A 13646-nucleotide genomic window follows, 5' to 3' on the forward strand; every position below is an offset into this window, starting at 1 on the left:
AGCGTCAATTAGAACCAGACACCAGCCCTCAGGACTGCCACATGATTAGCGTTTTTGACATGTTTTCCATCGGTTTAGGCCCATCGAGCTCACACACCGTAGGCCCGATGCGCGCCGCCAAGCTATTTGCCGAGACCGTTCAGCAAAAAGACTGCGACGGTGTCGACGAATTGCGCGCGGAATTATTCGGTTCCTTAGGACAAACCGGTAAAGGCCACGGTACAGGTACTGCTGTTACCTTGGGTCTAATGGGTCACGAACCGGACACTGTGGATACCGACAAAGTCGACGGCTATTTAGCGGATGTGGCGCAATCGCAAACCCTGAATATGCTGGGTCTAAAAAGCGTGCGCTTTACTCGCGCGAACTCCATTACCTACCACAGACGTAAATCGTTGCCGGCCCATGCCAATGCCATGACCTTGTATGCTCTGAAAAACGGCGACGTCTTCTATCAGCGCACCTACTACTCTGTCGGCGGTGGCTTCATTTTGGACGAAGACCAAATTGATAGCCCGCAAACCCCGATAAATACTAACGCTATCACCATGCCCTATCACTTCAGCACCGCCTCGCAGCTTTTAAGCCTGTGTTGTGAGCACGGTTTGAGCGTGTCGGCGTTGATGATGGCCAACGAAAAAGTGCTGCACAGCGAAGCAGAAATTCGCGAGCGTCTGTGGCATATCTGGAAGACCATGAAGGCCAGCGTCGAACGTGGCTGCATCAAAGAAGGCAACCTGCCTGGTGGTCTGAAACTGCGCCGTCGCGCCCCTGCCCTTTATCGTCGTCTTACCGCCGAAGGCAAAACCAATAGCGACCCACTGACCGCCATGGATTGGGTCGACTTGTTCGCGATTGCGGTAAACGAAGAAAACGCCGCGGGCGGTCGTGTGGTTACTGCCCCAACCAATGGGGCTGCGGGTATCATCCCTGCGGTACTTTGCTACTACGATAAGTTCGTTCATCCAGTGGATGAAGAGCTTTGCGTTCGCTACCTGTTAACCGCCGGCGCGATTGGCATTTTGTATAAGAAAAACGCCTCGATTTCTGGCGCCGAAGTGGGCTGCCAAGGCGAAGTGGGAGTGGCCTGTTCGATGGCCGCTGGCGCGCTCACCGAAATCATGGGCGGGACTGCCGAGAATGTAGAAAATGCCGCTGAAATTGGCATGGAACACAACCTTGGCCTGACCTGCGATCCGGTCGGAGGCTTGGTGCAGGTGCCTTGTATTGAGCGCAACGCCATGGGTGCGGTGAAAGCCATTAATGCATCAAGATTAGCATTACGCGGCGATGGTCAACACAAAGTATCCTTGGACAAGGTCATCAAAACCATGTGGGATACTGGCGTGGATATGCGCTCCAAGTACAAAGAAACCGCCAAAGGCGGGCTAGCGGTAAATATCGTCGAGTGCTAGCTTAGCGGCGCATTCGTTCAACAAGGCGGCCTTTTGGCCGCTTTTTTGTTGCAAATTCGGCATCTAGCAAATTGACACATCGCCATTCCCTGACTAATTTTTCTAGTGGTTCACCGACCGTGTGACTCAAGAACAATCAAAAGATTGACAGGGATCGCGTATGGATATGTCAAACGAGCCAAGGGCATTGGCTGTCATTTCGAATCACAAGCAGCTCGCATTGCAAGGGTGTCATGAGCTGGAAGATTTCTGCGAAGTAAGCTCAATTGAAATTGAGCGTGGGTTAACACGTGCCCTTCCCGCCTCAGCCGCTGCCTCACTACTGATTCAAACCAAAGCGGACCATAGACTGAATTACAATCTCGCTAAGCTTCGCGAGCTCAATCCTAAGCTACCGATATTTTTGGTTAGCGCAGTGGTTACGATTCCATTGATGCATCAATGCCTTCGTCAGAAAGTAAGCGAGTGTTATGTATGGCCATTTTCGGCGGCAACGAAACAAGACTTAATCGAGCAATTGCGCCTAACTAAGGTGAATTGCGTCGAAGAAGACAAGCTAGCTTTGTTTTCTGAAATTACCGCTAATGAGATTAACAACGGTCCTTTCAATCGACTACTTGGTCTTATAGAAGACAGCTACCAATGTAATACCTCGCTAAAACAACTTGCGCCTAAAATTCATCTAAGCCCTAGCCGTCTTAGCCATATGTTCAAGGACCTTTGCGGAATCGGTTTTAGCCAGTACATCATGTGCCGACGTCTTGAGCAGAGCGAACAATTGCTTAATGAGGGCCTGACAAACGTCACACAGGTTGCTTACCAACTTGGGTTTGCCAATGTTTCTCACTTTTGCCGCAGTTTTAAGCGTCACTTTGGAATTACACCGACGGCCTTTTTAAATGGCGAGCGTAGTGATAACCCCAGTGAAACATTTCAACGTTATTCTCGATTAAGGCTGGAGCTACTGCCCTGGAGTGCAAACGATACCTTGTCGAATTCTTCGGAAAAGGCGGGCTAGCTCAAGCTAATGCGAAAATACTTGGCCTTTTTAGTATTCCTATTTGCGTCATCCCATTTGCAGGCTGAACAAACGAACTCAGGCAAGGTGCCCGTTTGGTTTGAACAAAACGTCCCTACCACTGCCGCTCTGGAGTTTCGCCAATTATTAGATGACCTTGGTGGGTATGATTTTTTAGAAGCAAACGAATCAAGTTATCAGCGTGCTTTTGAAGCCTTAGTTTCACAGTCACCATCAAGCTCTGCACTAATGGCTCAATGGCACACGATACAGCCGCAGTCAGATAATACGAGAGCCGAGTTTATTGCTGACCTACCACCAGCTTTTCCTCAGGTCTCACGGTTGCGAATTGCCATACGCCAACTAAAAGCGAACTACAAACCTGGATTAGGGATCTCACCTTTTCAAACACCAAGATTGGGAGGCCGCCACCCAAACATCGCCAAGATCAGCCAGCGCTTACTGGATACTGGTTTTATGGACAGCCGCTATCGACCAACTAATCGGTTGGATAGCTATGATCCTGTTTTTATTCGCGCGCTTAAAGCTTTTCAGGCTCATCACGGGCTCGAGGCCGACGGCGTTGTTGGTGCAAAGACCATTAAGTTGCTAAACCGCAGTAATTTACAAGAAAGACTCACGCTGCAAGCAAACTTACGACGTTGGATGCGTTTGCCTCACCAGCCTTCGAGTACCTATTTGGAAGTCAATATTGCCAATTTTGACGTGCGTTTGGTTCATAACGGCAAAACCATTTTGCGCAATCGAGCGATTGTCGGGACGCCAAATCGTCAGACTCCAATATTCTCCAGCCAAGTGCGCAGCGTAACTATCAACCCAATGTGGCGACCGACAAATAGGATCATTTGGGAAGAGCTTGTTCCCAGTCATCGCAAAAATAGTTCTGCTTTGACCCAGCAAGGATTTGCATTACTTTCTTCGACTAGTACGAACCCTATCGCCATCGACAAATCTGATCCGAGCTTTGCTCAGCTCAAGCAAGGAATGCGTTTAGTGCAGTTGCCTGGTAAGCAGAATGCCCTCGGGAAAGTTCGGTTTAACTTCCACAATACGCATTCGGTTTATTTACACGACACACCACAAAAACACTTGTTCAATAAGAATGAAAGAGCCCTATCCCACGGTTGTGTTCGAGTTCAGGATACTCAAGAACTAGTTGCCGCCATTGAACGTATCGGAAAACTCGATCGTTCGAGGGATTGGCGACAACTTTGGCGCTCAGATGCTCTAACCAGCGTAAAGCTAACTGACCCAATCAATATACATTTAACGTACCAAACCGGCTGGATTGACGAATTCGGTCAAGTCCAAATCCGCGACGACATCTATCATCTCGACTCTCCGCAAATCGGTGCAACAGATAGCAGTTTTGTGAAACGCGCAAATTAACCTCAAGGCTAAACTGAAGTAATAAGCCTCTAAAGCATAAGGTTTTTAGGTTTATTCCTCAGGAGTTTTGCTAGCGGTATTGGCGCTCCTCACCCGTAAAAAAACTGTCTGTTCGGAGAGAGACACATGACAAAAATCCAGCAATTTTTAACCCAGTTCATCGAAGATGAAAGTGGCTTGTCGGCGGTTGAGTACGCTATTGCAGGCTCCCTTGTGGTTGGCGGTATGGTCAGCGCATTTATCAGTCTTGGGGATAGTGCCACCATAGGCATTGCCGACCTTTGCGATGCTGTTAATGGTAACTCAGGCGACGGCGACGCTGCCTGTGATTCGTAACGAGTAATGATCTCGTACCGTTCGCGATACCTACTTTGAGTACTTTGAAGCAGGTATCGCATCATTAACTAGGTAATCCTATTCAATGGATATAGTTTTTCCGCTATTGATTACATTATTAGCTATCGCAGTTATCAATGACTTGCGCAGGCATACCATTCCCAACCTGCTTACATTCTCGTTTATTGCGATAGGTATTCTCGTTCACGGTATAGCGAATGGTTTCGAGGGACTATGGTTTTCCGTATCCGCAACAGGATTGGCTTTCCTAATACTCGCACCTGTGGTCGCTATCAAAGCATTGGGCGCTGGCGATGCCAAACTAATGATGGCGGTAGGCTCACTAGTCGGAGTTGAGCTTTTGCTAAGCAGTCTCGTTTGGGGAGTCATCTTTGGAGGCTTTTCAAGCCTTTTGTTTGCTTGGTATCGGACGGGTTGGCCTGGATTTAAAGCAACTCTATATCGCTATCAATTGCAGTTTGCGACCAAAAAACTAATTCCTGCCCAAGCCAATGAAGCGGCTTCAATTAAGGCTCCCTACGCTCCAGCGTTGGCCTTAGGAACGGTTATAGCGGTTTGGCAAACCGCATTTGTACATACCCAACTAACATTTTCGCTAGGTTGAGAACAAATTATGACCACAGTAAGCCTCATAGATTCCGGCACTAGTGAAGATGAATATAATTTTCAAGCGATTGCCCCACGGCCTGTGTCGATATCGGATACAGGGCTAAGCGAATCCCTGCTACAAGAACTACTTTTGAAACAGCTGACCGTTCATTCGGTCATGACGATAAGAGAGCTTGCTCAACAGCTAGCCTTAGCTGGTGGGATTGTTACCGAACTAATCGATGCGGCAAAGCACGCTACTTTAGTCATCAATCGAGCAAATGCATCGGATGGAAAGTTTCGATTTGCGCTATCGCAAAAAGGGTTTGAGCAAGCCGAAAAACTGATACGAAGAAATGGCTACATAGGCCGCGCGCCAGTACCTCTTCAACAGTACACCGAGATTTGCAAGCAGCAGTCTTGCCGGGAACTTAAGGTCACATCTAAATTACTCCATCAAGCATTTAAAGGAGAAATATTTAGCGAAGACTTATTAGAACAAATCGGGCCTGCGCTTAATTCCAATAAACCTATCCTACTGTACGGTTTACCCGGCATTGGAAAAAGCTATCTTTGCCGGCATCTTAACTTAATTCATAACGATGATGTGCTTATCCCCAACGCAATAGAGTTTAACGGCGAAATCATTCATGTCTATGATCCCGAAATTCACCAGAGCGCTGAGCAATCTTCTTCCGAAGGTCAAAGCTTACTTAAGCTAAGCCACGGTTATGACCCCCGCTGGATTCGCTGTAAAAGGCCGCTTATGGTTACTGGAGGCGAGCTAACCGAATCAATGCTTGAAGTTAGCAGCGACCCTATAAGCCGCGTATTCAGAGCACCAATTCAACTAAAAGCTAACAACGGAATTCTATTGATTGATGATCTGGGTCGTCAAAAAATACAACCAAAGGCTTTGTTTAACCGCTGGATTATTCCCTTAGAAGAACGAAGAGACTTCTTAAGCATGCCTAACGGCGCGCACTTTGAAGTGCCATTTGAACTAACCCTTTTATTTTCGACAAACTTGCAGCCCTCTGATCTTGTGGACGAAGCCTTCTTGAGACGAATAGGCTACAAGATTGAGTTTCAACCGGTGTCAAATGCCGAGTATCAACAAATCTGGCACAAGAACTGCGAGTCGTTACAACTGAGTTGTGCAACGACTACTTACGACTATTTAGTCGGCACTTTACACGACCAATCAAAACGCCCCTTGCTCCCCTGTTACCCGAGAGACTTACTCGGGATTGTGGTGGATCAAATTAGCTATCACGACCTACCTCGAGAAGTTACTCCCAACTTGTTGCAGAAAGCTTGGAATATGAACTTTGTGAGTCAGGACTCCAACTAGAGAGTTAATACTATGAGCAGGAATTTCTTATTTTTTGTGTTTTTGCTATCAGTCGTTTTTGGACTTGGCGCAATCTTTATCGCAGATAACTGGCTACTCAATGATGCGGGTATCCAACAAAATGGCGAAGAGGAGCAAGTTGTCTCGGTAACAGTAAATGTACCTACAGGAACACTACTGGACGCCAAACACCTGAGTACAAAATCAGTCCCTAAATCTCTCGTACCCGAGGGCGCTGTCACCAATATAGATGAGGTGCTGAATAAAGTTGTTAAGCATCCAATGTATGCTGGCGATATAGTCCGTCAACAACGAATAGTGGCCTTGGGAGAGGGCTCAGCGCTAGCCAGTTTGATTAGCGAAAACATGCGAGCTATTACCATTCGAGTCAACGACATAGTCGGAGTCGCAGGCTTCCTTTTACCCGGTGATCGGGTTGATATTTTGAATACTTTTCAAAGACAACACAGCAAGGTTAACACTGAAGTTGTTCTATCTAATATAAAGATTCTCGCCGTGGATCAGCGCTCATCAAGTGATGAAAATAAGCCAGTTCTGGTTCGAGCCGTAACAGTCGAAGTTGACCTTTCTCAAGCTGAAATACTGCTAAATGCACGTAGTAAAGGTGGTCTTCAACTCGCCCTGAGAAACCCTACAGATGACAACCCGGTTAGCATAGCTACCGATTATGAATTGGTCGAAGCACAAACCGCAACAGCGACTGTTGAGGATGCCAGCGAAGTAGAGCCAGGCAATGCCCAACCTCAGAGTATTTCGCCTCGCCAAAAGGTAGAAATCATCAGAGGTGTAGCCCAAGAGTCAGTCCAAGTGGGTAGTTAAAAGGAATCAACGATGAAAAAAATCTATCACACGGTATACAGATTGATCAGTCTGATCATGTTGGTTTCTGTTTCGATGTTTGTCACCAACGCTAGTCTGGCTGGAGGACCAAGCCAAACTGAACCTGATGTAGTCACCATTCCGATACACAAATCCAAAAACCTAAATATGGAACAAGATGTTCATCGAGTTTCAGTAGGTAATCCAGGGATTGCGGATATTCTAATCCTTAGAAGCCGAGAGCTTTACATTCTAGGTAAGAAACTCGGTACGACAAATGTTTTGGTCTGGGATGAAGAGGACAATCTAGTAGATATTCTAAATCTCGAAGTTATTCATGATCTAGAGAGTCTAAGATATCGCCTCCACAGCTACCTTCCTGACCAAGATATCGGCGTTCACAGTTCCCAAGGCCAATTAATTGTTTCCGGTCAGGCTTCTAGTTTAGAAAAAATGAATACCGCGATCGAGTTAGCGTCGGCCTATGCCGAGGCCGCTACGGCGCTCAATGGTACTTCCAAAGTTATCAATATGGTGACTATTGGTGGTGGCCAGCAAGTGATGCTAGAAGTTGTCGTAGCCGAAGTTAGCACGGAAATCGCAAGACAATTGGAGTCTAACCTGCTTTTGGCATTTGATGGCACCGACGGCACAGGTGGCATTGTAAACGGCGATTTGCTTTTTGAATCCGTTCAAACAGGTATAGATAACGTAACAAGAGGCTTTTTCGGTAGTTATGCTCGTGGAGATATGTTGTTCAACTTTGCTTTGGACGTTGCAAAGACCAACGGCCTAGCCAAAATTCTAGCAGAGCCCAACATTACCGCGCTTAGTGGCCAAAGCGCGGAGTTCTTGAGCGGCGGCGAGTTTCCCGTTCCGATTCCAAACCGAGATGGAACTAGTATCCAATTCAAAGACTTCGGTGTTGGAGTAAGTTTCGTACCCACAATCCTAGATAGTGGAAAAATCAACCTCAATTTGAAAGTGTTGGTGAGTGAATTAAGCAACGCAAACTCTGTTGGAATTCAACCGACTGGCTCGACGGCTGCACTGGTAGTGCCCTCTGTAGTGAAGCGAACTTCAGAAACTACAGTCGAACTTGGTGATGGCCAAACGATAGCTATTGGTGGGCTACTAAGCGACACCCTTAGAGAGAATGTCAGCAGAATTCCAGGGTTGGGAGATATTCCGGTTCTGGGGCAACTTTTCCGAAGCCAAGAATATATTAAAGGCCAAACTGAGCTTGTCATCATGGTTACCCCGAGACTTGTTCGCCCGTTTAATAAACAAGGCATCCCTCTCCCCACCGATGGGTTTATATCTCCAAGCGATGCTGAGTTTTATTTACTAGGTCGATTATCTCGACGAGAGAGCGGTGAACCCGCGACACATTCGCCAAATCCCTCACCAAATGCATCAGTTAGCCTCCCGGACAATGGCGGTATGACGGCAGTTTATGGTCACGAAATTCAGACTCGTTAGGAGCAGAAAATGAAATCTAGTTTCATCTTGGTATCTATTGCAATTTTGTCGGGCTGCTCTTCGATTCCTGACTATGAATTCACAGACTCTGTAGTCACGGTTAGAGCGCTTCAAACCCTTGATCCACAAGCCCCAGAAGTCAACGACGGAATTACTCGAGAGATTGAAGGGAATTATGGCAAGCAAGTAATGACCAATTACCAAGCTAGTTCCATGCCACCAGAATCTGGGCGGAGCATTTCCAGTTCAAGCTCATCTGGAAGCGGGTCAAACTAGGATTATCTGAGTATGGGGGTAACAGAGTATGTTTACCTTGAAACACTTTACGCAAAGTAAGTACGTACTGAAGCCAAGACAGCAGGGCAACGTTTTAGTCATGTTCGTCATAGGCTTAGCTGCCATATTGATAATGGCCGCGCTAGCCCTCGATGGCGGCCACCTGCTATTAAACAAAAGTCGTTTACAAAACATTGCTGATGCGGCTGCATTAAATGCGGCCATTACACTGGACGAAGGCGGAACTCATCAACAAGCGAGAGCCGCCGCGGCGGCGATTATTAATGCGAATTTGGATCATCAAGACAATTTTGAACTAGATGCAAATGTAGATATGTCCAACCTCAACAGTGCCATAGAACAAGTCACTACGAGCTTAAGAGTACAGTTCTCACTAAGACCTGATCCTTTTGAAGCTACGAATGTAGCGGAAGCAAGGTACGTTTTAGTTTATATCGAAGATGTACCGCTGAATAACTTTCTAGCCGGTGTATTCGATTTCAATAAACAAGTGTCTGCAACGGCAATGGCAGGGCCCTCTACAGCCTTAGTCGATTGCTACAGTAATCTAGTACCACTTATGGTTTGCGCAAACGACCCAACTACTGAGCACCCTTCCTCCACCGTGGATGGCGAAGAGGTATTCGATCAATCCATTTTCTATGGTATTCATACCAACACGTTACAAGTACTAAAAATCCCCTCAAATACAGAGCCTGAAATAGGCCCCGGGAACTTTCAGCTGATACGGCTTGGAGACAATAAAGGTGCTGACGATATACGAGATACGCTTGCAGGTCAGCCATTCGAAGATGGACAAATTTGTCTCACCTCCGGTGTTGATGGCGATACCGTTCCAACAGAGCCTGGTAATACAGTTGGGCCATCGTTTCAGGGTTTAAACACCAGAATGGGTCAATGGGAAGGCAATCTGAAAGATAACCAAGAAGATTTTCCTGCAGACTACAACACCTGTGAGTCCACTACTCCGATAGCGCTAGATAATAAAGGAGATTTGATTGATAACGGAGCAATAGATCTGGCTTACAGACATTCAGATTACCTCTCGTACTACGGAGCGTTGGCTGACGATGATGAAAGTGTTCCTGACGCTTGCCCAACCAACTTCTCGGGTTCATTGGATCCAGTCAACGGTTCCAGTCAACGAAGAATACTGCAAGTGGTGGTTGGAGATTGCACTGACAGGCTGAATGGTCAGAACGACGTACCCTATTTAGGCGTTGGTTGTTTTTTCCTGACCCAAAGCATTGATAAGGGCGGAAAAAACAGTTTCATCGTTGGAGAGTTTGTAGAGAACTGCTCGGCCGAGGGCGTAGCCTCGGGAGATGCGGAAGACCGTAACGGACCGTATCGAATTGTTCTGTATCACGTTCCCGGCTCGGGAGACTCATGATGAAAACACGACAAAAACAAACAGGTCTAGCTGCGATAGAGGTGACGATCATATTGCCATTTCTGCTGCTAATCATATTTGTGGTAGCCGAGTTCGGCAGGCTCTTGTATCAATACAACGCTTTGAACAAAGCAGTACGCAATACTGCCAGACACGTTAGTAGCTTAGCTAAACTGGGCTCTCAAGGAAGCGTAGTGACTTTGAATAGTGACACGCAAATAGAAGGCAATAATCTGCTGCGCTACGGCGATACTTCCATCGACGATCTAATTCTTCCCAATCTGGATAACTCTACTATTAATTACAGCGTTAGCGGTCAGCTGGTCACAGTTTCCATTAGCTATCCTTGGCGACCTCTATTTGCGAGTACTGTTGTAGCACTTGGAGTTAGCTCAGACTCAGGGCTTGGTTTTCCTCTTAGAGTCTCTTATACCATGAGGGCACGATGAAGCATCAATCGGGGTTGTATGCCGTCGAGTTCGCTATCGTTGGCTCAGTATTTTTTTTAATACTATTTGCATGTATCGAAATAGCCAGAGCTTTGTACACTTGGAATTTACTGACAGAAATCTCTCGTCGAGGCGCAAGGTTAGCTAGTGTCTGTCACATTGATCAGGCTAATGTACAGCCACTCACCGGCATGGTGTCGAGCGCCTCGCTCAGTAGTGCTGGATTACTTCCCAACTTTTCAGATGCCAATTTGCAAATTAGCTATCTCACTTTGACGGGTGCCCCCGCGACTTCTTTCGAGCAAATTCGGTTGGTTCGGGCTGAAATAATCAACTACACCCATCAGTTTTTGATTCCGGGCCTTAGCTTTAGCATAAATTCCAACAACCTATCGACTACTTTGCCTAGAGAAAGCCTTGGCGTCACTCGATTTACATTTACCACTTGCACTTGAGCCAATCTCAAAGGAAAAGTAGAAATGACTCAAACTTCTAACCAAACACTGCAAGTCGTTCCAAATCAAAGTAGCTCTGGAACTTCAAGGCCTATGAAGTATCTCGCTTTTCCAATTCAAGCGCGATGCCTCAACTTATCAGGCTCCACACATGCTCTATTCGAAAAATCATGCGCTACTTTCGGAAATATGACCCTGCTGCCTGCAAAAGATTCTCAGCAAACGCCCAATACCGTATCTGTGATCGAAGTACATAGCGACTTACTGGAGGCTCAAAAAGCGTTAGCCAAACTAATAGGAAATGAGTCGCCTCTACTACTCATTGGCAAAGATATCCCTCAGAGTTTGATTCGTGAAGCTATGACGTTAAACCTTCACGACATATTAAGCGTGGATAACTTAGAAGACGAGTTGTATCCAAGCCTTCTAAAACTATCTGAAACTCTTGCAAACACAACCCCGCTGGCGCCATTGGTCGGAATAGTAAATGGAAAAGGAGGTTCTGGCGCCAGTTTTCTTTGCAGCACTTTGTCTCAAGTAGCCGCGGCCCATAGTGATGCTAGAGTAGCAGTAATCGATTTAGATCTGCATTTTGGAACCCAGTCGGATCTTTTGGATGTAACACCCGAGTTTTACATTACGGATGCTTTGAGCAACCTAGCAGCTCTGGACAAAACCGCTATCGGAGCAATCACGTACAAGAAACTTGGCGTTCACCTTCTCGCTTCTAAGCCCTACAGCTTGGACGAGTTGTTACACACTCATAGCGCTCAAAGCCTCCAGGCTCTTACTACTCAATTTCGACTGCACTTCGACCTAGTAATGCTCGATATTTCGAGAGGGCTGGAGGGACACGTTGGAGGCCTGCTTCAGCATTGCAGTCAATTGAGCTTGGTCTGTCAGCAAAACATAGTCAGCTTGAAAGAAACTCGCGCGCTAATAAATCAGCTGGAACAAAATTACGGCATTCCTAAAGAACAGCTTCACATTATAGTCAACCGCTATTCCGATAAGGTTAACAATATTTCCTTGCGCGAAATTGGCGAAAGTACTGGAGTAGGAGGAGTCTTCAAAGTTCAAAACGACTATCAGCTTGCCTCCTCAAGTACCGACTTAGGAAAACCTTTAAACGAAGGTTCCGGCAGCCAATTGCTAGAGAGCGATTTGTATCGGTACCTAGAGCAATCTCTCCCCTTAGAACTGAAAAAACAAGAGCATAGCGGCCTACTGTCCAAGCTGTTTAGGAGATCCTGATGGAAGCAAGGAACAAATACACAATTCACACGTTCGAGCAACTTACTCCCCAGGATATTGCAATCAAACAGCAGGTATTTTCAAACCTCCTGAATATGCTCGACCTATCGATATTGGAAACGCTCGAACGCCGTGTCGCAGAACACCAGATTAGTGAAATTTGCGACCAACTGTTGGACGCTGTTCCTCGGCCAATTAACTTAGCCACGCGCCAGTTAATAATAAAATTGATTATCGATGAAGTTCTCGGTTTGGGACCACTTGAGATATTACTCGATGACCCGAGCATATCCGACATACTGGTCAATCGACACGATAGCATTTATGTCGAACGTCATGGCAAGTTAGAAAAGGTTGGAATTCAATTTTTTGATGACCAACATTTGATGAATATTATCGATCGAATAGTATCTGGAGTTTCTAGACGTATTGACGAATCCTCTCCGATGGTTGATGCCAGACTCAAAGATGGATCTCGTATCAATGCGATAATTCCCCCTTTGGCTCTGGACGGCCCATCACTATCAATTCGACGATTTAATGTGGATAAGCTAACAGCTGATCAGTTGGTAGAGTTCAAGAGCATGACTGACGACATGGGCAAGCTCATTCAAGCGTCAGTACAGGGAAAACTCAATGTGTTAATTTCCGGAGGTACAGGTAGCGGAAAAACCACCTTATTGAATATCCTCAGCGGATACATTCCCAGCAACGAGCGGATTATTACTATCGAAGACTCGGCTGAGCTACAACTGCAACAGCCCCATACCGTCAGACTAGAGACTAGACCGGCCAATATCGAGGGAACTGGAGAAGTAAGCCAACGAGATCTCGTTAAGAACTGCTTGCGCATGCGCCCCGATCGAATCGTCATTGGCGAATGCCGTGGTGCCGAAGCCATTGATATGTTGTCAGCAATGAATACGGGTCATGAAGGATCTCTGACAACTTTACATGCTAACAGTCCACGAGATGCACTAGCTCGTTTAGAAAATATGGTTTGCATGGGCGGCTTCGATATGCCTGTGAAAAACATTAGAGAGCAAATTTCCTCAGCCATTGATTTAGTTGTACAACTCGAACGTCAAGAAGATGGCCGCAGAAGGATAACGAGCATTCAAGAAATCAACGGAATGGAAGGCGATGTTATTACTATGTCTGAAATTTTTAAGTTTCAAAGACGCGGAAAAGACAGTGACGGTGAGATTGTAGGCGAATTTAAAGCCACGGGTGTAGTGCCAAACTTCAATAACGACTTAAAAGCCAAAGGTATATCTCTTCCACATACTATATTCGGACTAGATGACAATCTGGCGGCTTTTTAGGAGCGATGA

The 13646-nt window shown here is 46.4% G+C and carries 14 protein-coding genes; all 14 read left to right on the plus strand.

Features of this window, described 5'->3' with window-relative positions:
* Positions 1-41 precede the first annotated feature (41 nt).
* Positions 42-1415 (plus strand): L-serine ammonia-lyase, encoded by a 1374-nt coding sequence (locus tag CLC93_RS12240; protein ID WP_095506255.1) that lies wholly within the window; start codon positions 42-44, stop codon positions 1413-1415.
* Between the two features lie 160 nt (positions 1416-1575).
* Positions 1576-2433 (plus strand): AraC family transcriptional regulator, encoded by an 858-nt coding sequence (locus tag CLC93_RS12245; RefSeq protein ID WP_095506256.1) that lies wholly within the window; start codon positions 1576-1578, stop codon positions 2431-2433.
* A gap of 21 nt (positions 2434-2454) precedes the next feature.
* Positions 2455-3843 carry a L,D-transpeptidase family protein gene (locus tag CLC93_RS12250; RefSeq protein WP_169903000.1) on the plus strand — a complete coding sequence of 463 codons (1389 nt, stop codon included), beginning with the start codon at positions 2455-2457 and terminating at the stop codon, positions 3841-3843.
* Positions 3844-3969: 126 nt separating this feature from the next.
* The gene (locus CLC93_RS12255; protein ID WP_095506258.1) at positions 3970-4179 is read left to right on the plus strand and encodes a Flp family type IVb pilin; all 210 of its coding nucleotides are present in this window, start codon (positions 3970-3972) and stop codon (positions 4177-4179) included.
* Between the two features lie 85 nt (positions 4180-4264).
* On the plus strand, positions 4265-4804 hold the full coding sequence (locus tag CLC93_RS12260) for an A24 family peptidase (RefSeq protein WP_095506259.1): 540 nt from the start codon (positions 4265-4267) through the stop codon (positions 4802-4804).
* A gap of 9 nt (positions 4805-4813) precedes the next feature.
* Positions 4814-6142, plus strand: a complete 1329-nt coding sequence (locus CLC93_RS12265) for an AAA family ATPase (RefSeq protein ID WP_095506260.1) — start codon at positions 4814-4816, stop codon at positions 6140-6142.
* Positions 6143-6154: 12 nt separating this feature from the next.
* Positions 6155-6982 (plus strand): Flp pilus assembly protein CpaB, encoded by an 828-nt coding sequence (gene cpaB / locus CLC93_RS12270; protein WP_095506261.1) that lies wholly within the window; start codon positions 6155-6157, stop codon positions 6980-6982.
* Between the two features lie 12 nt (positions 6983-6994).
* Positions 6995-8464 (plus strand): type II and III secretion system protein family protein, encoded by a 1470-nt coding sequence (locus CLC93_RS12275; protein ID WP_095506262.1) that lies wholly within the window; start codon positions 6995-6997, stop codon positions 8462-8464.
* Positions 8465-8473: 9 nt separating this feature from the next.
* The gene (locus CLC93_RS12280; protein WP_095506263.1) at positions 8474-8740 is read left to right on the plus strand and encodes a hypothetical protein; all 267 of its coding nucleotides are present in this window, start codon (positions 8474-8476) and stop codon (positions 8738-8740) included.
* Between the two features lie 28 nt (positions 8741-8768).
* On the plus strand, positions 8769-10154 hold the full coding sequence (locus tag CLC93_RS12285) for a pilus assembly protein TadG-related protein (RefSeq protein ID WP_095506264.1): 1386 nt from the start codon (positions 8769-8771) through the stop codon (positions 10152-10154).
* Complete coding sequence (locus CLC93_RS12290) at positions 10151-10603, plus strand: TadE/TadG family type IV pilus assembly protein (RefSeq protein ID WP_095506265.1); 453 nt, start codon at positions 10151-10153, stop codon at positions 10601-10603. The genes CLC93_RS12285 and CLC93_RS12290 overlap by 4 nt, the downstream gene beginning before the upstream one ends.
* On the plus strand, positions 10600-11058 hold the full coding sequence (locus CLC93_RS12295) for a TadE/TadG family type IV pilus assembly protein (RefSeq protein ID WP_095506266.1): 459 nt from the start codon (positions 10600-10602) through the stop codon (positions 11056-11058). Before CLC93_RS12290 ends, CLC93_RS12295 begins: the two co-directional genes overlap by 4 nt.
* Before the next feature lie 24 nt (positions 11059-11082).
* On the plus strand, positions 11083-12312 hold the full coding sequence (locus CLC93_RS12300) for a CpaE/TadZ family protein (protein WP_095506267.1): 1230 nt from the start codon (positions 11083-11085) through the stop codon (positions 12310-12312).
* On the plus strand, positions 12312-13637 hold the full coding sequence (locus CLC93_RS12305) for a TadA family conjugal transfer-associated ATPase (protein ID WP_095506268.1): 1326 nt from the start codon (positions 12312-12314) through the stop codon (positions 13635-13637). The genes CLC93_RS12300 and CLC93_RS12305 overlap by 1 nt, the downstream gene beginning before the upstream one ends.
* Positions 13638-13646: the final 9 nt, after the last annotated feature.

Origin of the sequence: Paraferrimonas sedimenticola (assembly GCF_002282855.1) — a bacterium.
In the GTDB taxonomy this organism is placed as follows: Bacteria; Pseudomonadota; Gammaproteobacteria; order Enterobacterales; family Shewanellaceae; genus Paraferrimonas; species Paraferrimonas sedimenticola.